Genomic DNA, 24,709 nt, shown 5'->3' on the forward strand with positions numbered 1-24,709 from the left:
ATCATCACGTGCGCTCTCCACATGTCCTACACATGACAGGCGAGTGCTCGGCGTTGTCGAGCCCACCCGGTACGGGCGGCTCCGGCGCACGGTCCACTTCACCGCTCCGGGGGGAACGGAATGCCACACCGCCTGGGTACGGCCGCGAGATCCGCGGCCTGTACCGCCCTTCTGCTCACGTTGTCGGTCCTGTTGTCACTGGTGCTGCCCGCGGGGGCGGCGCAGGCAGCCGTCACCGGCGCGACGGGCGTCACCGCGGCCGGCGAGGACTGCACAGCGCTTCCGCTGTCCGCGTTCGGTGAAGCCGCCCCCGCCGAGGGCACGGTGGACGTTCCGGCGGACGGAACCGTCTGCTTCACCGTCGACGTGGAGCAGCCCGGCCTGCACCGCCTGATCGTGACCGGAGCCGGTACCGAGAACACCTATCCGTCCGTCTTCGACGGCGAGACCGAGATCGACTGCTACGACCCCCAGTGGGGTGCCGGCTGGTGCGACCTGAGCCACCGGGGTGCGTACACGCTCACGCTGTACAACAACTGGCCGGACCCGAGCAGGCCCACCGTCGCCCTCACCTCCCTCCGGTCAGACGAGGGCTGTTCTCCCGAGACCGGCACCGCGTGGGACAGCGCACCGCTCAAGGGATCGGCGGCCGGCCCCACGGCGATCCAGTGCCAGCCCATCGCGGCGAAGCCCGGTGAGCGGATCACCGACGACATCAGAACCACCGTGTCCGGTTCCAGCGGGTCGTGGATCACCGACGGAACCGGGGCGCACATCTGCCCCCGGTTCAACGAGGACGACAGCGAGGGCTGCGTCCTGCCCGGCGAAGGGCCGTACAGGGTTCTGTCGCAGGTCAGCGCTGCCGAACGGGGCTTCCCCGCCGAATACACCCTGAAGGTCCGCAGGCTCTCCGACCCGGTGGGGTGCGCGCGGGTCCCGCTGAACGCCTACGACTCCGCTCCCACCGCGGTGAGCCCGGCCACCGGCTGCAAGACCTTCCACGCGCCGGCCGCCGGACGCTACGACGCGTACGGGGTCCGGGACAGCCGCACCACGCTCGCGGTGTACGACCGGGAGGGAAGGACCGTCTGCACCACGTGGTCCGGATGCGCGCTTCCGGCGGCCGGTGACTACACCGTCCTCACCGACGACCCGACGCTGATCATCGACCGGTCCTCCACCGCCGGCTGCGTGCCGGCCGAACCCGGTCTGTACACCTCCGCGTTCACGGCGGCCGGCGAGATCGACTGCCTGTCACTGCCGTTTCCCACGGGGGCCCGTACCGCCGTGCTCAAGCCCCTCAGCGGTTCCTCGCCACGGGCGGACGTGACCGCTGTGGACGCCGACGGCGTGCAGCGCTGCGACGGGAGCGACCTCTCGGGCGGCAGCTGCGAGCTCACCGGCAAGGCGCCCTTCCGGCTGCTGGTCTCGACCGACAGCGAGAGCGCGCCCACCGGCACGTACACGTTCGCCCTGCACCGCACGGACACCGCCGGCGGCTGCCCGGCCGTTCCGGCGGGCGACTTCTCGGCCGACAGCCCCACCGCCCGCCTCTCCACCGGCGGCGGTGTCTTCTCGCACTGCCTGAGCATCCCGGCCGACGACCACAGCGCGCAGGAGAACGTGCAGCTCCAGGCGGCCCCCGGCACCACGTCCACGGCCCAGTTCTCCGTCCTGGACGCCGCCGGGAAGCAGGTCTGCTCGATCTACTCCTCCCTCTCCACCTGGACCACCTGCGCCCTCGCCCCCGGAGTCGCCCACACGGTGCTCGTCACGGGCCGGGACACGGCAGCGGAGTACACCCTGACCCGGCGCGACGTCACCTCGACCGCCAAGGGTTGCGCCGCGAACCCCGCCGCCAGGGTCGGCGGGCCGTCCACGGGCGGCGCCATGGGTGCCCCCGGCGCCCTGGTCTGCCGGCAGGTCACCACGGCCGATGCGCGGGACACCCTGCATCTCGACGTGCGTGACGCCCTGGGCACCGCCAACGTCGTCGCCTACGGTGCCGACGGCGAGGCCCTGTGCAACAGGAACCAGGCGTGTGCCGTGACCGGCTCCACCCGCTACCAGGTGCTCGTCACCGTACGGGCGGGTCTGAAGGCGGCGCCCTCCTACCGCTTCGACGCCCTCCGCGTCGCCACGGCCTCCGGCCCGGCGGACGAGTGCGTGAAGGTGCCCGACGTCAGCTACGGGTACGGGCCCGTCACCGGCACGCTGGACGAGCAGCACAGCGCGGTGTGCGCGGCGCTGCCGACCGCGTACAACGACCGCTTCGGCATGGAGATCAGCGACACCACGGGCGCGACGACGACCGCGGTCCCGGCGCTGTACGACGCGAGCCGCGACAACGGCTGCATGCGTTACATCCCGAGTGGATACGAGTGCTACGTCAGCGAACCGTACGGCTCGGACGACACGTCGAGCATCCTGGTGCTGTCCCTTCCCGAGACCGCGTCGCAGACGTCCTACTCGGCCGAAGCGGTCTGCAAGTCCATCCGCTGCGGCACCGAGAAGGTCACCGTCGGGACGGTGACGCCGGCCACCGGGGCCACCGGCGGCAAGGTGACCCTCCAGGTCACCGGCACGGCCCTGCACGAGGACGACATCGTGCGGATCTACCGGTCGGGCAAGACCGTCGAGGCGACCACCACCTCGGTGTCGGCCGACCGCAGGACCCTGACGGCCGTCCTCGACCTGACCGGGGTCGCCGTCGACACCTGGAGTCTCAGCGTCGTCACGCACAACGCGTGGCAGTACGACAAGGGCTCCTTCACCGTCACCGCCGCCCCTCTGGCGAACCTGACGGTCCCGGCGATCAGCGGTACCGCGAAGGTGGGGGCCACGCTGACCGCCGGCACCGGTACCTGGTCGGGCGGCCCGTCGTCCTACACCTACCAGTGGAACGCCGACGGCAAGCCGGTGACGGGTGCGACCGCCTCCTCGTACGTCCTCCCGGCCTCGCTGCTGGGCAGGAAGGTCAGCGTCACGGTCGACGCCCGCAGGAGCGGAACCCCGGACGTGACCGGCACCTCGGCGGCGGTCGTCGTCGCCGAGGGCGCGGCGCCGAAGGCCACCACCGCTCCGAAGGTCACCGGCACGGTGAAGGTCGGATCCAGGCTCACCGCCGGGCCGGGCGTCTGGTCCCCCGCCGCCACCTCGTACACCTACCAGTGGAAGGCGGACGGCAAGGCGGTGACAGGGGCGACCGCGTCGGCCTACACCGTCCCGGCGTCGCTCCTGGGCAAGAAGATCTCGGTCACCGTCACCGCCCGGCGCACCGGCCACACCGCCGGGGTCGCCACAACGGCTGCGGTGACCGTGGCCAAGGGTGCCGCCCCCAAGGCCACCAAGGTGCCCACGGTCTCGGGCACCGCGAAGGTGGGCAAGGTGCTGAAGGCCGCCCGGGGCACGTGGACGCCCGCTCCGTCCTCGTACACCTACCAGTGGTACGCCGGCGGCAAGGCGATCAAGGGGGCGACCAAGACCTCCCTGACGCTCAGGACCGCGCAGAAGGGCAAGAAGATCACGGTCAAGGTGACGGCGCGTCGCACCGGCCACAGCGACGGGTCCGCCGTCAGCAAGGCGACCAAGGCGGTCGTGCGTTGATGCCGTGAAGCGTCCACACGCGTGCGAAAGGCCGGGCTCTCCATCCCTGATGGAGGGCCCGGCCGTTTTCGCGGGAGCCGGGCGGTGGGCCGGTGATCACGTCCGGATCGGGTCCGGGCCGTCGCTCGCCCGGGCGACGTGCCCGTCCGGGCGGATGAGCGCGGTGCGCACGGTGGACCAGGCGGGGCGGGTGCCGGGCCGGGACGCGGCCCGGGCGACCACGCCGGGGGCCGGGGCGGGGGTGTCCGTGAAGTGCAGGAGGACGTGCCTGCCGGGGCGCAGGGCGGTGAACAGGTCCGTTCCGTCCGCGAGTTCGAGATTGGGTGCGCGGTGGCCCGTCAGGGGGTGCCCGGATGCCGGGGACGGATAGGCGACGTCGAGCCCGGAGAGCCGCTCGGCCAGGCTCAGGGAGAACGCGGGGACGGTGGCGATGAGCCGGCTGAGCAGGGTGCGCAGGTCCTGGCCCTCCGCCGAGTGGGCGTTCATCAGCGCCGTCTGGGCCCGGGTGCTGAGCAGCAGGTCGGCGCCGACCGGGTGGCGTTCCGCGTGATAGCTGTCCAGGAGCCCGTCGGGGGCGGTGCCCGCCAGGGTCGCGGCCAGCTTCCAGCCGAGGTTGGTGGCGTCCTGGAAGCCGACGTTGAGGCCGACGCCTCCGGCCGGGTAGTGCATGTGCGCGGCGTCGCCCGCGAGCAGGACGCGGCCCTCGCGATAGGTGGCGGCCTGGCGGGTGGCGTTGCCGAACCGGGAGAGCCAGCTCGGGTCGCGCATCCCGAAGTCCGTGCCGGCGACACGGGTCACCTTCGCGCGGAGCGCGTCGAGGGTCAGCTCGCCGGGGTGGTCCGGGCCGTCGCTGTCGTGGTCCCCGCCGACGATCCGGTGGACGCCGCCGGGCATCGGGACGACCATGACCCCGCCCTCGGGGCCCGACGCCGCGTACACCGCCCCCTCGGGCGGGGCGTCCAGGACGACGTCGCCGAGCCAGCCCCACGTCGTGGCGTCGCTGCCGGGGAACGCGATGCCCGCGGCCTCGCGCACGGTGCTCCGGGTGCCGTCGCAGCCGACGAGGTGGGCGGCGCGCAGGGTGTACGGGCCGTCGGGGCCGGCCACCTCCACGGTCACCGCGTCCTCGTCCTGGGTGAGGCCGGTGACCCGGTGCCCGCGCCGCACGTCGGCGCCCGACGCGACCGCGTGCGCCTCCAGCAGCTCCTCGGTGCGGGCCTGCGGCAGGGCGAGCGTGAAGGGGTACGGGGTGTCGAGGGCGCCGAAGTCCATCCGGTCGTCCAGCCCGCCGAAGTGCCCGCTGGGGATGCGCCTCCCCTCGGCGAGGAAGGGCTCCACCACGCCTCGGAAGGCCAGGATCTCCAGGGTGCGGGGGTGGAGGGTCAGGGCCTTGGAGTGGGGGTCGCGTGCGTGGCGCGCCTCCAGGACGGTGACGGGTGTCCCGGCCAGGCGCAGCTCCGCTGCCAGCCACAGGCCGGTGGGCCCGCCTCCCGCGATGACGACGTGTTCCATGACGGCTCCTCGAATCTCTTGGTCGGTGACCAATGATGATGGGGCACAGTAGACTAGGTCGGTGACCAAGAAGCAAGTGGAGGAGTCCGCACCGGGACAGACCCGGCTCGGCCCCGGCGCCGTGGTGCGCGCGGGGCTGGAACTGCTGGACGAGAAGGGGGCCGACGGGCTCTCGATCCGGGGCATCGCCGACCGGCTCGGCGTCCGGATGAACACCGTGCTCTGGCACGCGAAGACCAAGGCGCGGCTGCTGGAGCTGATGGCGGACGCGATCCTGGCCGAGGTGCCGGTCGAAGGGCTGCCCGAGCCGTGGGAGCCGCGCGTCCGTGAGCTGTTCCACCGCTACCGCCGCGCCCTGCTCGCCCACCGCGACGGGGCCAGGATCGTGGCCGGTACGTACGCCGCCGAGCCCGCCACGCTCCGCTTCGCCGAGCTGCTGGTCGAGGCGCTGCTGGCCGGCGGGCTCCGGGAGCGCGAGGCGGTCTGGACGTGCTGGACCCTGGTCTACTTCACCCTCGGGCTGGCCCAGGAGGAGCAGGCTCTGCCGGACGCGAGGGGCCCGGCGCTCGCCCGCCGGCTGGGTGCGGGGGAGTACCCGGCACTGTCCCGGGCCGCCCAGCACGTCGAGGACACCTCCTTCGACGAACGTTTCGACTACGGCATCTCCCGCATCCTGGGCGCGTGAGGCGGGACGGCACGCGAAAGGCCGGGCCCTCCACCCCTGATGGAGGGCCCGGCCCGTTTCGCGGGAGCCGAGCGGTGCCGGTGTCAGGACCGGGTCAGCGCCTGATCTCCTTGATCTTGAGCATCCGGGTGATGACCTTGTCGAGCTCGTCGTCCTCGAAGACGTTCTTCCAGTCGTCGCGGACGATCGACTCGCGCCCGTAGTCCATCGCGATCAGGCACGCGTCGGAGAACGGGTTCGAGCCCTTGAGGGTGTTGGCCAGCGCGACCTGCGTGTGGCCGAGGAGCATGGCGCGGGCCGCCTTCTCCGGGACGCCCACGGTGTGGACGGTCTCGTGGAGGGCCTCGGTCAGCAGGGCGCCGACCATACAGGCGATCGTCTCGACGAGGGTCGGCTCCAGGACCGCGAGCTGCTTGACGGTCACCCAGTGCACCTCGACGACCGGGGCGTACATGGTGGAGATGACGGCCTCGGCGAGCTCCTGGGCGGCCGGGTCCGCGGACTCGGCGGCGGGCTCGAAGGAGGCGACGACCTCCTGCGGCGCCGCGATGCCGCCGAAGGTGTCCGCCCACTCCTCCTTCGTCGTGCGCTCCAGGAACACCGACGGGTGGCAGGGGTGCGCCACGGCGTTGTGCACGTCCGCGCGGCGGGTCAGCAGGCCCGCGTACGCGGCGGCCGGGTCCAGGGTCAGCAGGATCGCGCCGGGCTTCATGACCGGGACGAGCTGCTCGGAGACCGTGCCGAGGACGACGTCCGGGACGGCGAGGATCACGACGTCGGCCTGTGCGGCGGCGTCGGCGCTGTCCGTCAGCTCGCGGCCCAGCTCGCGGATCAGCTCCTGGCCCTTGGGGGAGTTCTCGGCGAAGAGGGTGGTGAAGTCGCTCTTGACCAGGTTGTTCGAGACGCGCTGCCCCATCTTGCCCGCGGCCCCGATGACGGCGACTGTCTTGGATCCGGTGGCCATTACTTGCTCCTCAGAAGGGTGTTGATGCTGTGCCGGGTCCACCGGTCCTCCAGGCGGGCGGTCTCCTCGAAATCGCCCTGCCAGGGGAGCCAGTGCTCCACGATCTGGTTGATGCCCCGCTCGTCCGGCCGGACCGTCGCGGTCATGTGGCCGCGGTCGAGGAGGCCCTCGCCGAGAAGGCAGCCGGCGAAGGTGAAGCCGACCCATCCGTCACGACGGGAGAACGAGAAGTCCTTGACGTGCATGTTCACCACGTAGGGGGCGGTGGCCTCGACGACGTCCACCGGGCGTTCCAGCCGGGCGACGCAGTTGCCCGGGTCGAGGACGACACCCAGGTGCGGGCTGTCCACACCGCGCACGACCGCCAGCAGGTCGTCGGTGGAGACCTGTTCGTAGGTCTCCAGGCCGAGCGTGACACCCGCCGCCGCGTAGGCGGGGACCGTCTCCCGCAGGAGGGCGGTCGCCTCCGCGACGGTCGGCCGGTGGTCCGCGGTGTTCAGCATCGAGCGCACCAGGGTGACCCCCAGGCGCCGCGCGATGCGGAGGTAGGCGGCGAGGTGCTCGGTGCGTACACCCCGGGTGCCCAGCTCCAGCGTGATGCCGTACCCGGCGGCCGTGGCGCGCAGGGCGTCGAGCTGTCCGTCGTCGTACGCCTCGATCGGCGGGTAGTCGCAGATCTGGAAGACCTCGCCGCCCATCTCCCGGGTCTGCGCGAGCATCTCGTCGAGGGTGAGCGGGCGGGGGGCCCGGTCGGAGACGCGCCAGAAGAACGCGTAGGTGCTCAGGCCGTAGGACATGCGAGGGCTCCTTCCAGCGTCTCGTCGAGGATGCGTCCCACCGCTGCCGGGTCGTGGGCGAAGCGGCCCAGGAACAGCCCGTCGACGCCGGTGCCCAGCTCGGTGAGCAGGCCGGGGCCCGCGCTTCCGCCGTAGATCACGCGGCTTCCCGCCAGGGCCGGCTGGGTGGAGAGCCAGCCGGTGAGGGACTCGCAGACCGTGCGGATGTGGTCGGGGGAGGCCGGCCGGGGCGCGCCGATCGCCCACTGCGGTTCGTACGCGAGGACGACCGGGCCGAGGGGGCCCTCGTGGGACGCCGTGGCCAGGACGCGTTCGGCCTCGGCGACCGTGCGGGCGGCCGCCTCGGCGGGGGCGACCTGGTCGAGTTCGCCGACGCAGAGCACCGGGGTCAGCCCGTTGCGCAGGGCGGCGGCCGTCTTCGCGGCGACGACCGTGTCGCCCTCGCCGAAGAGGCGGCGGCGCTCCGCGTGGCCGACCTCGGCGTAGCGGGCACCGATCTCGTGCAGGTGGGCACCGCTGACCTCGCCGGTGTACGGACCGGAGTCGTCGGTGGCCAGGTCCTGCGCCCCGGTGCGCACCTCCGTACCGGCCAGGATCCCGGTGACCGGGACGAGCGCGGGGAAGGCGGGCAGCACGAACAGTTCGGCCGTGCCGCCGGTGACGGCGGGGTGCCGGGCGGCGAGGGAGGCGATGCTGCGGGCCCAGTTGAGGGTCTCGTGGTGGCCGAAGTACATCTTCAGGCTCACCCCGATCGTGACCCGGGGGCTGTGCGCGGCGTTCTGCGCGGTGTTCTGCGCGGCGGGCATCAGGCTGCGGCTTCCTGCTGGTTCTCGTGGTCCTTCTTGTTCTCGTAGTCGTCCATCAGCGCGACCTTGGCGGCGGACGCCGACGCCTCGTCGAAGCGGTACGTCAGCCACTCGGAGGCCAGCCGGCGGGCGAGCTCCAGCCCGACGACACGCTGGCCGAAGGTGAGGACCTGGGCGTTGTTGGACAGGACCGCGCGCTCGACGGAGAAGGAGTCGTGGGCGGTGACGGCCCGGACGCCCTTGACCTTGTTCGCGGCGATGGCCACCCCGAGGCCCGTGCCGCAGACCAGCAGGGCGCGGTCGGCCTCGCCCCGGGCGACCATCTCGGCGGCGGCGATGGCGACCTTGGGGTAGGCGGTGTGCCCGTCCGCGTCGACCCCCACATCGGTGACGGTGGCGACGAGGCCGCTGGCCTCCAGGTCCTTCCGGAGGGCTTCCTTGTAGGCGTGGCCGGCGTCGTCGGAGCCGACGACGATGCGGAGCTTCTCGGACATCAGTGGTTCTCCAGGGTCGGTACGAACACGCCGTGCACGGCACGGACGATCAGGGCGAGCGAGTGGGCTCCGGCGTCCGGGGTGCCGAGGCTCTTCTCGGCGTGCGGGCGGGCGCGGCCCATCCGGGGGAGCAGGTCGGCGGTGGCCTCGGCGGCGGCGGACGCGGAGTGCGCGGCCGTGTCCCAGGCGGTGGCCAGGGGCTGCCCCGCCCGGGTGGCGGCCGTGAGCGCGTAGGAGAAGGGGACGAGGACGTCGACCATCGTCTTGTCGCCGACCTCCGCCCCGCCCAGCTTCCTCACGCCCGCCGAGGCCTGCGCGACGCCGGAGGCGACCTCGGCGGCCGTGGGCCGTGCGGTGTCGCCGAGCGCGGTCCCGACGGCCCGGAGGATGACGCCCCACAGGGCGCCGGAGGTGCCGCCGGCCCGGTCGGCCCAGGCGTCGGCAGCCCGGTGCAGAAGCGTTTCTGCGCCGGCGCCGAGCGTCTCGGCGCGTACCGCCGCCTCGTACGCCCCGGTGGAGCCGCGCCGCATGCCGATGCCGTGGTCGCCGTCACCGGCGACCGCGTCGATCCGGCCGAGCTCGTCGGCGTGGACGTCGACGGTGTCCTTGAGGACGCGCAGGGCGGCCAGCACGGTGCGGGCCGCCTCGCGGGAGTCGTCGGTGGCGGGCGGGACGGTGTCCTCGGCGGTTTCCGCGGACGGGTCCGGGACGACGAGGTCGGCCGCTTCGACGGTGCCCTTGCGGTAGGCGGGAGCGTCGGCCGGGGCCGTCCACAGCGGCTCCAGCTCGTCGGTGAGCCAGCACAGGGTCAGCGAGACACCGGCCATGTCGAAGCTGGTGACCAGCTCGCCGACCTCGGGGTCGACGGCCTCGACACCGGCATCGGCGAGGAGCTGTGCGACCCGGCGGTAGACGACGAACAGCTCTTCGTACTTCACCGAGCCGAGCCCGTTGAGGATCACCGCGGCCCGCTGTCCGCGCGGCGCTTCCACCCCTTCCGGGAGTTCGCCCAGGACGGTGGAGACCAGGAGCTCGGCCGCCTCGTCGGCGGTCGGCACGGGCCGCTCGCCCATGCCGGGCTCGCCGTGGATGCCGAGGCCGACGGCCATGCGGCCCTCGGGCACGGTGAACAGGGGGTGGTCGGCGCCGGGCAGCGTACAGCCGGAGAACGCGACACCGAAGGAGCGCGTACGGGCGTTCGCCAGCTCCGCGATCCGGGTCACCTCGTCCAGCGGGTGCCCTGCCTCGGCCGCCGCCGCGGCCGCCTTGAAGACGACCAGGTCCCCGGCGACACCACGGCGCTTGTGGGCCTCTTCGGGCGAGGCGCTGGACATGTCGTCCGTGACGCCGAGCGTGCGGGCGGGTATCCCCTCGGCGGTGAGCTGTCCCGCTGCCTGGCCGAAGTGCAGGACGTCACCGGCGTAGTTCCCGTAGGCGAGCAGGACCCCGCCGCCGGTCTCGGCGGCACGGGCGACCTGGCGCACCTGGTGGGCGGAGGGCGAAGCGAAGACGTTGCCGACCGCCGCGCCGTGCGCGAGGCCCTGGCCGACCAGCCCGGAGAAGGCCGGGTAGTGCCCGGAGCCGCCGCCGACCACCACGGCGACCTGGCCGGGGGCGGTGCGGGTGGCCCGGACCACCCCGCCGGGGACCTGGCGGACCCTGCGGGGGTGAGCGGCGACGAAGCCTTCGAGTGCCTCGTCGGCGAAGGCGGCGGGGTCGTTGGACAGGCGGGTCATCAGCGAACCTCTGCGAGAGGGCGGCCGTGGTGCGCGCCGTGGTCCTTGGACCGGTTGGCGAGCCACAGCATCAGCGCGGCGGACATGAGCATGAAGGCCCCGACGAGGAACAACGGCAGGTAGTAGGCACCGCTGAAGTCCTTCAGCCAGCCGGTCACGTATCCGGCGGCGAAGCCGGCCACGTTGCCCGCGGTGTTGATCAGGGCGATACCGGCGGCGGCTGCCGCGCCGGTCAGGAACTGCGAGGGGACGGACCAGAAGACCGGCAGCGCGGCGAAGATCGCACACGCGGTGACGGTGATGACGGCGACCGTGGCGGCCGGCGAGCCCATGTAGAGGGCGAGGGGGATGGAGACCCCGCCGACGACGGCCGGTCCCGCGATGTGCCAGGTGTGGACACCGTGCCGGGTGGCGTGGCGGGACCAGAAGTAGAGGACGATCGCTGCCGGGAGGTACGGAATGGCCGTGATCAGGGCCTTGTCCATCACGCTGAACGTCGTGCCGAACTGTTCCTGGAAGCCGTTGATGATCGTCGGCAGGAAGAAGGCGAGGGCGTACAGGCCGTAGATGAAGCCGAAGTAGATGAGGGCGAGGATCCAGACGCGGCTGTTGGTGAAGGCCGCCTTCAGGGCCTCCTTGCCGTGAGCGGACTTCTCGTCGGCGCCGGTCTTGCCGGCGTTCTCCGCGGCCAGCTCGTTCGTCAGCCAGGTCTTCTCCTCGGCGGTCAGCCACTTCGCGTCGGCCGGCTTGTCGATCAGGTAGAACCAGGCGATGACGCCGAGCAGGATCGCCGGGACGGACACCCCGAGGAACATGACGCGCCAGCCCTCGAGGCCGAAGAGCCCGTGCTGGTTGATGAACCAGCCGGCCAGCGGGGCGCCGATGACGGTGGTCAGGGGCTGCGCCAGGTAGAAGAGGCCGAGCACCTTCGTGCGGTGCCGGGAGGGCACCCACTGGCTCAGGAAGAGGATCGCGCCGGGGAAGAATCCGGCCTCGGCGACACCGAGCAGGAAGCGGAGCGTGTACAGCTGCTCGCTGTTCTGCACCCAGGTGAAGAGGAGGGCGACGACGCCCCAGGACACCATGATCCTGGCCAGCCAGCGCCGGGCGCCGAACTTGTGCAGTGCCATGTTGCTGGGCACTTCGAGAATGATGTAGCCGATGAAGAAGACGCCGGAGGCGAAGCCGAACTGCGCCGCGGTGAGGGCCAGGTCCTGCCCCATGCCGTTGGGTTCCGCGAAGGAGACGGCCGTCCGGTCCAGGTAGTTCACGAAGAACATCAGGGCCACGAACGGGACGAGCCGGACCGAGACCTTCTTGATCGCTGATCTCTCGATCGCTGAATGCGCAGTGGCGCCCATGGAGACTCCTCGCTTGCGGACCGCTTTGTCCGGTTCTGTGTCTACTCCGGCATGTAAAGGCGAACCTGGAAGGTTGTGTTTCCGGCCGGTGAACAACTCCAAGCTAGCCCTGGATCCTAAATTGGTCACCAATTTACCAAAGTGACGTAGGTCGCTCCCCTGAGCTCTTCTCCTGGACCGATGAGCGCGTTATCGTCCGCCCGCCCCGGGGTTCCGCCGCCCGGTCTGATGTACTGGTCAGCGTGTCCATGCAGCCCGAAGCGCCCGATTTCACGTCACTTCTGCGCCCCGTCGTACGGGAGTCCTCGGTCAGTGAGGTGGCCAAGCGACTCCTTGATCATCTTTCCGAGGGAAACCTGAAGCCGGGCACACGCCTGCCCGCCGAGCGCCAGCTCGCCGACGCCCTGGGCGTCGCGCGCTCCAGCGTCCGCGGGGCGCTGTCCGCGCTGGACGTCCTCGGCATCATCGAGATCAGGCCGGGCTCGGGCTCGTACGTCCGCGAGGGGACCTCGGAGTTCCTGCCGCGGGCCATCAACTGGGGCCTGATGCTCGGTCAGCGCCGCACGCAGGACCTGGTCGAGGTCCGCACCTTCATGGAGGGCATGTCGGCGCGGCTGGCCGCGGACCGGGCGTCCGAGGAGGACGTCGAGCGGCTGGAGGCGCACCTGGAGCGGATGCGGGAGGCGGGGACGGACGTCAAGGCGTTCATCGACGCCGACATCGCCTTCCACCTGGAGACCGCGCACATCGCCCGCAACACGGTGCTCAGCGACATCCTGCACTCCATCCGGGCGCTGCTCCAGGTGTGGATGGAGCGTGCGGGAGACATCGAGGGAACCGTCAGCGGGACGCTCCACGAGCACGGAGCCGTGCTCGACGCGATCCGGGCGGGTGACCCGGAGGGCGCGGACGCGGCGATGGCCGAGCACATGAGGCTTGCGAGCGACCGGCTGAGGCTCTCGCTGCGGGAAGGCGATGCGTAGGCGGTAGGGGGTAGGCGTGCGGGCAGGGTGGCGGCGCTCAGGCCCGTGACGGCCCGGGAGGCGCGGGTTCCTCCGCCGTCTCCTCCGGGGGGCCGGCCGCCTCCTCCGGGAGATCTGCCCTCCCCGCCGGGAGGGAGTCCGGTTCCTCTCCCGGAGGCGTGGACTCCACGGCCGGTGCCGGCCGGGCGGACGGGGCGGCGAGCCCTTTCCGCCGCCCGGTTCCGCCCAGCAGCGCCGGCAGTTCGGTCAACGCGCCGACCCGCCAGTCCGCGGCCTCCACGACGTCGGGGTGGTCCGCCCACCAATGCCCGTACGGGCCGCGGCGGATGTGCGCCGCCCGCAGCCCCGAGGACTTCGCGGGGAAGAGGTCGTTCGCCGGATGGTCGCCCACGTACAGGGTGGCCTCGGGCTCGGCGCCCGACACCTCCAGCACCCGGGCGAAGAACTCCGGGTCCGGTTTGGCGGCACCCCACTCCTGTGAGGTGACGACCAGGTCGGCCGGCAGGTCGAGGGCCCGCAGCAGCTCCCCGGCCCGAACCGTCCCGTCCCCCGCGACGACGATCCGCAGGCCGAGCGTGCGCAGTTCGGCCAGCACGGGCCGTACGTCGGGATAGAGGTCCGTCTCGTCCAGGTACTCGCCGCGTCCGGCCGCCGCGCGCGCGTGGCCGGCCTCTCCGACGTCCATCCCGGGGCGCAGCACCCGCAGCGCGTCGGTGCAGTCACGGCCCTGGGCGACGGCGGCGCCGACCAGCGCGCTGACCGTGTGCCGGGGGACTCCGAGCCAGTCGGCCCACGAGGCCCAGTGGCGGTCGTCGCGGACGAGGGTTTCGCCGGTGTCGAAGACGATCGTTTTCATCACCCCTCCGAGCCTAGGGGGCAAGCGGGGCATAACGGTCAAGGCGCCAGTGCCGGAGGGGTGGTTACGCCGGACATGGGCCCTGGTCCGGAAGGGATGACACGCTCGTATGCTCGGATCATGACCGATCCTCAGCGCCCCACGACCAACGCCATGCGGCGCGCCCTCCGGCGGGCCCGCGACGGTGTCGCCCTCGACGTGGCCGAGGCCGCGGTACTGCTCCAGGCGCGGGGGGAGGACCTGACCGACCTCGCCGCGTCCGCCGCCCGGGTCCGGGACGCGGGCCTCGAAGCGGCGGGCCGCCCCGGAGTGATCACGTACTCCCGCAAGGTCTTCATCCCGCTGACCCGGCTCTGCCGTGACACCTGCCACTACTGCACCTTCGTCACCGTGCCGGGGAAGCTCCGCAGGGCGGGACACGGGATGTTCCTGTCGCCGGACGAGGTCCTCGACATCGCCCGCAAGGGCGCGGAAATGGGCTGCAAGGAAGCCTTGTTCACGCTCGGCGACCGGCCCGAGGACCGCTGGCCCGAGGCGCGGGAGTGGCTGGAGGCCGAGGGGTACGACGACACCCTGGCGTACGTACGGGCCATGGCGGTCCGGGTGCTGGAGGAGACGGGGCTGCTCCCGCACCTCAACCCCGGCGTGATGACGTGGACCGACCTGCAGAGGCTGAAGCCGGTCGCCCCCTCGATGGGCATGATGCTGGAGACGACGGCGACCCGGCTCTGGTCCGAGAAGGGCGGCCCCCACCACGGTTCGCCGGACAAGGAGCCGGCCGTCCGGCTGCGGGTGCTGGAGGACGCGGGCCGGTCCAACGTGCCGTTCACCACCGGCATCCTGATCGGGATCGGCGAGTCGTACGAGGAGCGCGCCGACTCCCTCTTCGAGCTCCGCCGGACGGCGCGCGCCTACCACGGCATCCAGGAAGTCATCGTCCAGAACTTCCGCGCCAAGCCGGACACCGCGATGCGCGGGATGCCGGACGCCGAGCTGGAGGAGCTGGCCGCCGCGATCGCCGTCGCCCGCCACATCCTCGGCCCCTCGGCCCGCATCCAGGCCCCGCCGAACCTCGTCGACGCCGAGTACGCCCTGCTGATCGGCGCGGGCATCGACGACTGGGGCGGCGTCTCGCCCCTCACCCCGGACCATGTGAACCCCGAGCGCCCCTGGCCGCACATCGAGGAACTCGCCGCGCGCACGGCCGAGTCGGGCTTCGAGCTCCGGGAACGCCTGACCATCTACCCGGAGTTCATCCAGCGCGGCGAACCCTGGCTCGACCCCCGTCTCCTCCCGCACGTACGGGCCCTCGCCGACCCGGAGACCGGCCTCGCCAAGGAGGGCGCGATCCCGGCCGGGCTGCCCTGGCAGGAGCCCGACCAGGGCTTCAACGCCTCCGGCCGCACCGACCTGCACCGCACCATCGACACCGAGGGCCGCACCGGCGACCGGCGCGACGACTTCGACGAGGTCTACGGCGACTGGGAGGCCCTGCGGGAGGCCGCGGCCCCGGGCATGGTCCCCTCCAGGATCGACACCGACGTACGCCAGGCCCTGAGCCAGGCCGCCGACGACCCCACGAAGCTCACCGACGACCAGGCGCTCGCCCTGCTGCACGCGGACGGGCCCGCGCTGGACGAGCTGTGCCGGATCGCGGACACCCTGCGCCGCGACGTGGTCGGTGACGACGTCACCTACATCGTCACCAGGAACATCAACTTCACCAACGTCTGCTACACCGGCTGCCGTTTCTGCGCCTTCGCCCAGCGGCGTACGGACGCCGACGCCTACACCCTCTCCCTGGACCAGGTCGCCGACCGTGCCGCGCAGGCCTGGGACGTCGGCGCGGTCGAGGTCTGCATGCAGGGCGGCATCCACCCGGACCTGCCCGGCACCGCGTACTTCGACATCGCCCGCGCGGTGAAGGAGCGCGTGCCCGGCATGCACGTCCACGCCTTCTCGCCGATGGAGGTCGTCAACGGCGCGACCCGCACCGGCCTGTCCATCCGCGACTGGCTGGCCGCGGCCAAGGAGGCGGGGCTCGACTCGATCCCCGGCACCGCCGCGGAGATCCTCGACGACGAGGTCCGCTGGGTCCTCACCAAGGGCAAGCTGCCCACCGCCACCTGGCTGGAGGTCATCAGGACGGCGCACGAGACGGGCCTGCGCTCCTCGTCCACGATGATGTACGGCCATGTCGACCAGCCCCGCCACTGGCTCGGCCACTTCAGGACGCTGGCCCGCCTCCAGCAGGAGACCGGCGGCTTCACGGAGTTCGTCACCCTCCCCTTCATCCACACCAACGCCCCGGTCTACCTGGCCGGCATCGCCCGCCCCGGTCCCACCGACCGGGACAACCGCGCCGTCACCGCGATGGCCCGCCTCCTGCTCCACCCGCACATCACCAACATCCAGACCAGCTGGGTGAAGCTCGGTGCGGAGGGCGCCGCCGAGATGCTGCGATCGGGCGCGAACGACCTCGGCGGGACCCTGATGGAGGAGACCATCTCCCGTATGGCGGGCTCCAGTTACGGCTCGTACCGCTCGATCCAGGACCTCGTCGCCATCGCCGACCTCGCCGGCCGGCCGGCGAAGCCGCGCACGACGCTGTACGGCGAGGTCCCCGAGGAGCGCGTCACGGCGGCGACGGCCTCGGACGGCCACCTGCCGGAGCTGCTGCCGGTGCTGGAGGGGTGAGGGGCGGACCCCGCGCTTCCCGTCCCCGGGTTTCCCGTCGGGGGCGGGAAGCGCGGGGGAGCGGCGCCGCTCAGTCCTCGTCCGCGCTCCCGCCCGCCGCCGTGGTGATCACGTCGTCCAGCACCTCCCGGGAGCGGCGCAGCTCGTCGATCCTGCGGTCGATGCGGTCGCGCTCCAGGGTCAGGTCGTCCACCAGGCGCGGGGTGGCGATCGCGGAGGGTCCGCCGTCCGCGTCCCGTACGCAGGGCAGCAGCTCGGCGATCTTGGAGCTGCACAGCCCGGCGGCGTAGAACTCCTGGATGCGGATCACGCGGTCGACCGCGCCCTCCGGGTAGTCGCGGTGGCCGCCGGGGGTACGGTCGGCCTTCAGGATTCCCTGGGCCTCGTAGTAGCGCAGGGAGCGTTCGCTCACGCCCGTACGCCGGGCCAGCTCGCCGATCCGCATGACTGCCTCGCCTTCCGACTTGAACCTGACACCGGTGTCAATTCTTACCGTTCCGGCATGACGAACGCATCCGCATCCCCGCAGAAGCTCTTCGAGGCCGTCACGCTCGGCCCCCTCACCCTTCCGCACCGCCTCGTGATGGCTCCGCTGACCCGGAACCGGGCCACCCCCGAGGGCGTACCGACCCCGCTCATGGCCACCTACTACGCCCAGCGCGCCACGGCGGCACTGATCATCGCCGAGGCGTCCACGCCGAACGTCGTGGGCCAGACGTATCCGAACATCACGGCGATCCACAGCCCGGCCCACATCGCCGGATGGCGCCGGGTCACAGAGGCGGTCCGTGCGGAGGGCGGGCGGATGTTCCTCCAGATCCAGCACGGCGGGCGCGCCGGCCACCCCGACACCAGCGGACTGACACCCGTCGCCCCCTCGCCGATCGCACTGCCGGAGACGATCCACACCTCGGCCGGGCGCGTGCCCTCGGTGGTGCCCCGCGAGATGACCGCGGAGGACATCGCGTCCACCGTCGCCGACTTCGCAGCCGCCGCCCGCAACGCGATCGAGGCGGGATTCGAAGGCGTCGAGGTGCACAGCGCCAACGGTCATCTGCTCCACCAGTTCCTGGGCCGGGGGACCAACCGGCGGACCGACGCCTACGGCGGTTCCGTGGAGCACCGCATCCGCTTCGTCGTGGAGGTGACGGAAGCGGTGGCCGCGGCGATCGGCCCCGAGCGGGTGGGCCTGCGCATCTCGCCGTGGAGCACGGTCAACGGCATGGAGGAGGGCGACACCGAGGAGATCTACCCCGCGCTCCTCGGCGCCCTCGCGGGCAGCGGCCTGGCCTATCTGCACGTGGGATACGCCGACCCGGAGGACCCCGTCCTCCAGCGGATCCGGAAGGACTGGCCGGGCACGCTGATGGCCAACCCCGTGCTGCCGAAGGACCGCATCCCGGACGACGGCGGCCTCGCCCACGGCGAGCGTCTGCTGGCCGCCGGAGCGGACGTGATCGCGCTCGGCCGCCCCTTCCTGGCCAACCCCGACCTGATCCACCGGATGCGCACGGGCGCCCCGGTGAACCAGGTCCGGGACGCGTACATGATGTACGTCGGCGGGGAGACGGGTTACACCGACTACCCGACGCTCGACGCCGTGGGGTGAGCCACGTGGGCGACGAAGGCCGTCCACGCCGGCGCGGCGACGACGAGGCCGAACGCGATCGCAGGACAGCCGGCCTGAGACGTGGATCACAGCCGACCGTGTCACATCCGGCCGGCGCCGCTCCGTCAAGAGGGTGTAACCAGCCCGGCAGCAACGCATAGGAGCTCATGATGGAAGCGCGTCTGAACGTCTTCGGAAACCCCTTCGCGGCCACCTTCCTGAAGCACATCAATTCGGCGGGTATGGCCGTCGGTAAGTCGTCCGTTCCGGCGGCCACGCAGGAACTCGTGAAGATCCGCGCCAGTCAGATCAACGGCTGTGGATTCTGCCTCGACATGCACACCAAGGAAGCCGCCGAGGCCGGTGAGACCTCCCTGCGTCTGAACATGATCGCGGCGTGGCGGGAGGCCACGGTCTTCACCGAGGCCGAGCGCGCCGCCCTGGAGCTGACCGAGCAGGGCACGCGCATCGCCGACGCGGCGGGCGGGGTCACGGACGAGGCGTGGGCCGACGCGGCCAAGCACTACGACGAGGACCAGCTCCTCGCCCTGGTGGCCCTCATCGCCGTGATCAACACCTACAACCGGCTGAACGTCATGACCCGGCAGCCGGCCGGGGACTACCAGCCCGGCCAGTTCGGCTGACGGTCCGGACGCCGCCGGGACCGCTCGCGCGGCCCCGGCGGACGGGGGACCGAGGCCGTGCCCGAGGCGGGTCGGGGCCCGGGAATTCCGCCCGGGATACATGCGGGGAAATGGTCCCGGATAACGTGAGGAATGCCGTTCAAAAGTGCTCCGCCGTGCTAGTCCGTACATAGCGTTCCGCCTATGAGCCCACCGTTCCCGTTCGATTACAGTGCTTGCGCAGTCGCACTGTGAGTCGGAGAAAAAAGGGGGCACGGTGACCACAGGGACCACAGCCGTCTGGGGCCGCGCCCAGCAGCAGGACTTCCGCGGCCGCGTACGGGGGTCCCTGCTCGGCGGGGCCATCGGGGACGCGCTCGGGGCGGGAGTCTCCGGGCTCACCCTGGAGGCGATACGCGCCGCCCACGGCGCGGAGGGCGTGGCCGACTTCGTCCCGGCGCACGGCCGGCGCGGTGCCGTCACCGCCGTCACGCAGCTCACGCTCTTCACCGTCGACGGGCTGATCCGGGCCCAGGTCCGCCGCGACACCGGCGCCTGGCACCCGCCGACCGACGTGCACCGCGCGCATCTGCGCTGGGCGGCCACCCAGAGCGCCTGGGGGCCCGACGAGCGTCGCAAGGACAACGGCTGGCTGGCCAGGGAGGAGTGGCTGTACACCCGCCGCTCCCCCACCAGGGAGTGTCTGGCCGGCTTCGGTGACTCCACGATGGGCACGCTCGCCGTACCCAAGAACCCGGCGGCCCGGGACTCGGCGGCGCTCACCCGCTCCGCGCCCTTCGGGCTGCTCGTCGGCTGGGAGCCCCAACTGGTCCTCCAACTGGCGGTCGAGTGCGCCGCCCACACCCACGGACACGCCACCGCCCAGCTCGCCGCGGGGGCGCTCGCCGTGATGGTGCACGGTCTGGCCCGCGGGGAGACCCTGGACGGTTCGGTCCAGCGCACTCTGGCCCTGATCGCCGAACGGCAGGGCGGCGAACAGGTCACCGACGCGCTGAGGCAGGCGCTCGGCTCCGTACGGCAGGGGATCCCCGGACCGGCCCTCATCGAGGCGCTCGGCGACACCGACTCCGCGGAGGAGGTCCTCGCCGTGGCGCTGTACTGCGCGCTGGTCGGCGAGGACATGCGTCACGGTCTGCGGCTCGCCGTGAACCACTCAGGGCCCTCCGCGGCCACGGGAGCCGTCTGCGGGGCCCTTCTCGGCGCGCTGCACGGGGAGACGGCGCTGCCGCCGGGCTGGCTGGCGGAACTGGAGGGCCGCTCGACCCTCCTCGAACTCTCCGACGACTTCGCGATGGAGATGACCCAGGGGCCCGCCCTGCACAGTCCCACCGCCGCTGCCCCGGGATGGCTGGCCCGCTATCCCCGGGACTGAGCGGGGCTGGGCAAGGGGGAGAGGGACGGGCGGGACGCCGACGGGGGTGGGCGGGCGCCGCCGCGCCCGCCCACCGTCCGTGCGACCCCCGCGGGTGCGAAGGTCAGTCCTTCACGCCCTCCACGACCCCCGTGTTCCCGGGGCCGGACTTCTGCATCGGGACGGCGGCAGCCGCGGCTCCGCCCGTGGGGCCTCCGTCGTCCGAGTTGATCTGCTCGATCAGCGCGTCGCGCTCCGGGGTGTCCTCCGGCTTGATGAACCCGATCGCGACGTAGAGCACGAGGGAGATCGCCAGCGGCAGGGCCACCTGGTACTGCAGGGCGACGTCCGTCTTCACCGAACCGTCGAAGTTGTAGTTGGTGAGGTAGAAGGCGAGCAGCCCGGCCGCCCAGCTGGTGAGCGCCGCGGTGGGCCCGGACCGGCGGAACCTGCGCAGCAGGCCCAGCATGAACGGGATGGCGATCGGCCCCATGAGCCCGGCCACCCACTTGATGACGACCGAGATGATGTCCTTGAACGTCGGCGAGTTGATCTGGGTCGCCAGCGCCATCGAGAGCCCGAGGAAGGCGAGCGTGGACAGCCGCGCGGCCAGCAGACCGCTGCGGTCGCTCCAGGTGCGGGCCGACTTCGAGAGGACCGGTGCGATGTCCCGGGTGAAGACCGCCGAGATGGCGTTGGCGTCCGAGGAGCACATGGCCATCGTGTGCGAGAAGAAGCCGACGACGACCAGGCCCAGCAGCCCGTGAGGCAGCAGCTGCTCGGTCATCAGGGCGTAACTGTCCGACGCGTCGGGCTTCTTGGCCTCGACGAGCAGCGGGGCGACCCACATCGGGAAGAAGAGCACCGTCGGCCAGACCAGCCACAGCACGGCCGAGAGCCGGGCCGAACGGGTCGCGGAGCGCGGGGAGTCCGTGGCCATGTAGCGCTGGGCCTGGTTCCACATGCCGCCGTTGTACTCGAAGGTCTTGATGAAGAGATACGCGAGCAGGAACGTCACCGTGTACGGGCCTGCCGTCGGGCTCGTGTGGCCCTCGGGCAGTTTGTCCCAGACCGTCCACAGCGAGCTGAAGCCGCCCAGCTTGCTCATGGCGATGAACAGCATGGCCAGACCGGCGAAGAGCTGGATGATGAACTGTCCGAGCTCGGTGAGCGCGTCGGCCCACAGTCCGCCGACCGTGCAGTACACGGCCGTGATGGCGCCGGTGATGAAGATGCCCTGGGTCAGGGTGATGCCGGTGAAGACGGAGAGCAGGGTGGCGATGGCCGCCCACTTGGCGCCGACGTCCACGATCTTCAGCAGCAGCCCGGACCAGGCCAGGGCCTGTTGGGTCGGGATGTTGTAGCGGTTCTTCAGGTACTCGAGCGGCGAGGCGACGTGCAGCCGCGAACGCAGCCGGTTGAGCCGGGGGGCGAAGAGCTTCGCGCCGATGCCGATGCCGATCGCGATCGGCAGGGACCAGGTCACGAAGGACGTGACGCCGTACTGGTAGGCGATCCCGGCGTAGCCGGTGAACATCACCGCGCTGTAGCCGGACATGTGGTGCGAGATGCCCGACAGCCACCAGGGCATCTTGCCGCCGGCCGTGAAGAAGTCGCTGACGTTGTCCACGCGTTTGTGCGACCAGAGTCCGATCGCGACCATCACACCGAAGTATCCGATGAGCACGGCCCAGTCGAGACTGTTCATGTGCCCCCTCCAGGGGTCCGCCTTGTGAACGGGAACGCACTTCGTCAGTACGGCCGTTTCAGCGGGATCCCCGTGCGGGAACAGGGACTTGGGGGATTGAACCGCTTGTCCGGGTCCTCGGTCAAGGATTTCTCGGTCAGGGATGTGAACGCAGATCAGCAAGGCGAACGATTTTACGTGTTCTTGACCTTGCGGGGCGTTGTCGTGAACGTGACCACGGCCACACGATGAGCGAGCACTTCGTCAGGCTGTGCAGAGTTCGACGCGAGCACGGATGCGCGAACGCAGCAACGTGAGAACGCAGGAACGCCCGAGAACGCAGAACGACCGCACGGGATGCGGGTCCCGTGCGGTCGGAGAAGGGGGAGAGCTGCACGACGTGACTGACGCACCGACGGCGCCGAGCGCGTGGTCGGTGTCGATCGCTGTGGTCGTGATGTGTGCGTACGCCTACAGGTGGCGCCGGGTCGGGTGGCGGGCCGAGCCCCCTCGGCCAGGACGGCGGGCCGGTCGAGAGGGCTCCTGTCGGCCGTGGGCCGACCGGACGCAGCGCGGAGCTGAGGTTCGACGTATGCGTCAGGCGTTGATCGAGCCCGAGGCGACGTCGCGCACGAAGGTGTTCCACGCTCCGGACACGAAGGAGAGCGAGGGGCCTTCGGGCGCCTTCGAGTCGCGCACGGCGATGGCCTGCGTGACGGGCGACTTCACCTCGACGCACGCCCCGTTGCCGCCGGAGTACGACGACTTCGTCCAGTTTTCCGTAGCACCCTGAAGAATGGCCATGTTCACTCCGGTTCAGAGAGTTGATGTGAGTGGCACCAACTTCGTTCCTGTTGGCGTGATCGACGCTACTCGCCAACATCGCTTGGTGGTGCCGCCGTTCACTCGACCGGATGGCATATTCCATGCAGGTCTTCCCTTGCGAGGTGGGGCGGTGTATCTTCCCGCCCCACCTCACCTGCATCACGGCATATCCCGTACATCAGCCCGTGTCGGACCGTCCTGTTCCCGTGGGTGTCGCCGGGCTCTCAGCGGGTGTAGCCCTTGGCGATGTCACCGATGAACTCGCGTGTCTGGTCCACGTTCAGCGCCTGTGCCCGCAGGTGCTCGTACATGACGCTGTAGCGCTGCACGTCGTTCGCCTTCTCCAGGTAGAGGTCGCTGGTGACCCCCTCGATGTACACGACGCTGGAGTCCGCCGCGTCGGGGAATTCGAGGATCGCGTACTGGCCGTTGATGCCGGGGTGGGCGCCCATCTCGAAGGGCAGCACCTGCACGGTCACGTGTGGCAGCTTGGACTGCTCGACGAGGTGCTCGAGCTGTGCGAGCATGACCTGCTTGCCGCCCACCAGCCGGCGCAGGGCCGACTCGTCGATGACGGCCCACAGCCGCAGCGGGTGCTCGGGGGCGTTCACACGGTCCTGGCGGCGGGCCCGGACGTTCACCCGCTTCTCGATGTCGGACGGCGGCGCCTCCGGCAGGGCGCCGGTGATCAGCGCCTCCGCGTAACTGCGGGTCTGCAGCAGCCCCGGGACGATCTGGGGTTCGTACACGCGGAGGGACTCGGCATCCGTCTCCAGCCCGATGTACACGCTGTACGGGATGTCGCCGAAGGCGTGCCACCAGCCCTGCTGGCGGGAGTCCTTCGCCATCTGCATCAACGAGTCGACGACGCGGTGGTCCGCGACCTCGTACACCCCGCAGAGGTCGCGCACGTCGCGCTGGCTGATGGAACGGCGGCCGTTCTCCAGTCGGCTGATCTTCGACTGCGAGACCAGCAGCCTGTCCGCGACCTCCTCGGCCGTCATGCCCTTGATCTCCCGGAGGCGGCGCAATTCCTGACCCAGCCGGCGTCGTCTGACGGTGGGATTGACGTTGGTCGGCACGGGAACGGCACCTCCGGGCTATGCAGCTGTGGTAGCTGTGTGTATCTACTGCCCAGCAGATTGCCACCCGGGCACCCCGGCGCGCTGGGAAATCGTCACACGCGACGAGGGCACGCAGGAGCGCGGGGCAGCCGGTGGATCCGGCTGCCCCGCGCCTGGTGCGGCTCCCGGACCGGGTCATGGGGACGTCGGTGCGGCGGTATTCGGTACCCCGCGCAAGTGTCCGCGCGGTCGTGCTGTCAGTGGACGGAGGTGTGCGCCATGCTGCCGCGGCGGGCTTGCGCTTGCGGCTGCAACGGCACGCCTGCCGCCTGCTGATTACGGCGCGGCTGGACCGCCACACCGTTCTGGACGTCCATCACGGCGTGCGCCACGAGTCCGCCCATCGGGTCGTGTCTGATCAGGTCCCGGAGCCGGGAGCGCGATGAACGCCCCTCGTTCCCGGGGTACAGATGCTTGCCGAGTCCGACCGCGTGGGCCAGTGCGGCGAGCGCGGCGGTCCGCGGGTCCGGTGGTACGCCGGTGCGGATCGCGCTGTCCAGCCGGGTTCTGATGTCCCTGCTGATTGCCGTGTCCGTCGCCTGGTAGCGAGTCGTCGGCAGCACTCCGCACATCTGGCCCGCCACGGCATGAACCATGCCGCACCGCTCCAGATGCGCGAGGTAGATCTGGCGAAGTCCCAGCCGGGGTCCGCCGATCCAGTGGACCGCCCGAACCGGGCTGCCACGACGGCGCAGCAGCTCCAGTGCGGAGTCCAGAGTCGGATCTCCTGTCGGCCGTGGCATCACCACGGCGATACGATCCCCGTCAGGGGCTATCCGTCCTGCCAGAGCCAGCTCCACTAGCTGTGCCCCGGCCAGGCCGAGGTCGAGCGACTGCGGCTGCGCTGTGGTACCCGTTGTCGGGTCCAGAGCGAGCAGCAGAAGCTCCTCCGGAATTGTTCTGCGGCTCCTGCCCATCCATGCCTCCCCGCGTGGATGAGTGACAGGGTGACCCCTCTCACAATGGTCTGTC

General features: G+C 71.3%; 20 protein-coding genes. 7 read left to right on the forward strand and 13 right to left on the reverse strand.

Going from position 1 to position 24,709, the window contains the following annotated elements:
- Positions 1-120: 120 nt before the first annotated feature.
- On the forward strand, positions 121-3,606 hold the full coding sequence (locus IA22_RS0117665) for a hypothetical protein (RefSeq protein ID WP_030124129.1): 3,486 nt from the start codon (positions 121-123) through the stop codon (positions 3,604-3,606).
- A gap of 96 nt (positions 3,607-3,702) precedes the next feature.
- Here IA22_RS0117665 and IA22_RS0117670 read toward each other — a convergent pair whose 3' ends face one another.
- Positions 3,703-5,118, reverse strand: coding sequence for an FAD-dependent monooxygenase (locus IA22_RS0117670; RefSeq protein WP_030124130.1), 1,416 nt, complete (start codon positions 5,116-5,118; stop codon positions 3,703-3,705).
- Positions 5,119-5,179: 61 nt separating this feature from the next.
- Between IA22_RS0117670 and IA22_RS0117675 the strand changes: the two genes are divergently transcribed.
- Positions 5,180-5,803, forward strand: coding sequence for a TetR/AcrR family transcriptional regulator C-terminal domain-containing protein (locus tag IA22_RS0117675; protein ID WP_030124131.1), 624 nt, complete (start codon positions 5,180-5,182; stop codon positions 5,801-5,803).
- Positions 5,804-5,897: 94 nt separating this feature from the next.
- Here the strand turns inward: IA22_RS0117675 and IA22_RS0117680 are convergent, their stop codons facing one another.
- From IA22_RS0117680 to IA22_RS0117705, 6 genes are read right to left on the reverse strand one after another with little or no spacing between them, the layout of a single operon-like run.
- Positions 5,898-6,767 carry a phosphogluconate dehydrogenase C-terminal domain-containing protein gene (locus tag IA22_RS0117680; protein WP_014155663.1) on the reverse strand — a complete coding sequence of 290 codons (870 nt, stop codon included), beginning with the start codon at positions 6,765-6,767 and terminating at the stop codon, positions 5,898-5,900.
- Entirely contained in the window at positions 6,767-7,564 is a 798-nt protein-coding gene (locus IA22_RS0117685) for a sugar phosphate isomerase/epimerase family protein (protein WP_030124132.1), read from the reverse strand. The genes IA22_RS0117680 and IA22_RS0117685 overlap by 1 nt, the downstream gene beginning before the upstream one ends.
- On the reverse strand, positions 7,549-8,370 hold the full coding sequence (locus tag IA22_RS0117690) for a triose-phosphate isomerase family protein (protein ID WP_030124133.1): 822 nt from the start codon (positions 8,368-8,370) through the stop codon (positions 7,549-7,551). Before IA22_RS0117690 ends, IA22_RS0117685 begins: the two co-directional genes overlap by 16 nt.
- Positions 8,370-8,864, reverse strand: coding sequence for a ribose-5-phosphate isomerase (locus IA22_RS0117695; protein WP_015577586.1), 495 nt, complete (start codon positions 8,862-8,864; stop codon positions 8,370-8,372). Before IA22_RS0117695 ends, IA22_RS0117690 begins: the two co-directional genes overlap by 1 nt.
- Complete coding sequence (locus IA22_RS0117700; RefSeq protein WP_015577585.1) at positions 8,864-10,600, reverse strand: dihydroxyacetone kinase family protein; 1,737 nt, start codon at positions 10,598-10,600, stop codon at positions 8,864-8,866. Before IA22_RS0117700 ends, IA22_RS0117695 begins: the two co-directional genes overlap by 1 nt.
- Entirely contained in the window at positions 10,600-11,961 is a 1,362-nt protein-coding gene (locus IA22_RS0117705) for an MFS transporter (protein ID WP_015577584.1), read from the reverse strand. The genes IA22_RS0117700 and IA22_RS0117705 overlap by 1 nt, the downstream gene beginning before the upstream one ends.
- Positions 11,962-12,209: 248 nt before the next feature.
- Between IA22_RS0117705 and IA22_RS0117710 the strand changes: the two genes are divergently transcribed.
- Positions 12,210-12,944, forward strand: coding sequence for a FadR/GntR family transcriptional regulator (locus IA22_RS0117710; RefSeq protein ID WP_030124134.1), 735 nt, complete (start codon positions 12,210-12,212; stop codon positions 12,942-12,944).
- 37 nt (positions 12,945-12,981) lie between these two features.
- Here IA22_RS0117710 and IA22_RS0117715 read toward each other — a convergent pair whose 3' ends face one another.
- A complete protein-coding gene (locus IA22_RS0117715) occupies positions 12,982-13,800 on the reverse strand; it encodes an HAD family hydrolase (protein ID WP_030124135.1) in 819 nt (272 codons plus the stop codon).
- A gap of 120 nt (positions 13,801-13,920) precedes the next feature.
- On the opposite strand from IA22_RS0117715, the gene IA22_RS0117720 reads away from it, so the two are divergent.
- Complete coding sequence (locus IA22_RS0117720) at positions 13,921-16,497, forward strand: bifunctional FO biosynthesis protein CofGH (RefSeq protein WP_030124136.1); 2,577 nt, start codon at positions 13,921-13,923, stop codon at positions 16,495-16,497.
- A 70-nt stretch (positions 16,498-16,567) separates the two neighbouring features.
- Here IA22_RS0117720 and IA22_RS0117725 read toward each other — a convergent pair whose 3' ends face one another.
- Entirely contained in the window at positions 16,568-16,942 is a 375-nt protein-coding gene (locus IA22_RS0117725) for a MerR family transcriptional regulator (RefSeq protein ID WP_014155672.1), read from the reverse strand.
- Positions 16,943-16,999: 57 nt separating this feature from the next.
- Between IA22_RS0117725 and IA22_RS0117730 the strand changes: the two genes are divergently transcribed.
- From IA22_RS0117730 to IA22_RS0117740, 3 genes are all read left to right on the forward strand, one after another.
- Positions 17,000-18,106: an alkene reductase gene (locus IA22_RS0117730; protein ID WP_030124137.1), complete on the forward strand. Its 1,107-nt coding sequence runs from the start codon at positions 17,000-17,002 to the stop codon at positions 18,104-18,106.
- Between the two features lie 170 nt (positions 18,107-18,276).
- On the forward strand, positions 18,277-18,750 hold the full coding sequence (locus tag IA22_RS0117735; protein ID WP_030124138.1) for a carboxymuconolactone decarboxylase family protein: 474 nt from the start codon (positions 18,277-18,279) through the stop codon (positions 18,748-18,750).
- A 256-nt stretch (positions 18,751-19,006) separates the two neighbouring features.
- Positions 19,007-20,122 carry an ADP-ribosylglycohydrolase family protein gene (locus IA22_RS0117740; protein WP_030124139.1) on the forward strand — a complete coding sequence of 372 codons (1,116 nt, stop codon included), beginning with the start codon at positions 19,007-19,009 and terminating at the stop codon, positions 20,120-20,122.
- A 103-nt stretch (positions 20,123-20,225) separates the two neighbouring features.
- On the opposite strand, the gene IA22_RS0117745 is transcribed toward IA22_RS0117740, so the two are convergent.
- The 4 genes from IA22_RS0117745 to IA22_RS0117760 all read right to left on the reverse strand — a co-directional run bounded on the left by IA22_RS0117745 (position 20,226) and on the right by IA22_RS0117760 (position 24,654).
- Entirely contained in the window at positions 20,226-21,809 is a 1,584-nt protein-coding gene (locus tag IA22_RS0117745; RefSeq protein WP_015577575.1) for a sodium:solute symporter family protein, read from the reverse strand.
- A 576-nt stretch (positions 21,810-22,385) separates the two neighbouring features.
- Positions 22,386-22,592: a DUF397 domain-containing protein gene (locus IA22_RS0117750; RefSeq protein ID WP_014155679.1), complete on the reverse strand. Its 207-nt coding sequence runs from the start codon at positions 22,590-22,592 to the stop codon at positions 22,386-22,388.
- 245 nt (positions 22,593-22,837) lie between these two features.
- The gene (locus tag IA22_RS0117755; RefSeq protein ID WP_014155680.1) at positions 22,838-23,695 is read right to left on the reverse strand and encodes a helix-turn-helix domain-containing protein; all 858 of its coding nucleotides are present in this window, start codon (positions 23,693-23,695) and stop codon (positions 22,838-22,840) included.
- Between the two features lie 239 nt (positions 23,696-23,934).
- Positions 23,935-24,654 carry a GOLPH3/VPS74 family protein gene (locus tag IA22_RS0117760; protein WP_014155681.1) on the reverse strand — a complete coding sequence of 240 codons (720 nt, stop codon included), beginning with the start codon at positions 24,652-24,654 and terminating at the stop codon, positions 23,935-23,937.
- Positions 24,655-24,709: the final 55 nt, after the last annotated feature.

It is taken from the genome of Kitasatospora papulosa (assembly GCF_000717245.1).
GTDB lineage: Bacteria > Actinomycetota > Actinomycetes > Streptomycetales > Streptomycetaceae > Streptomyces > Streptomyces papulosus.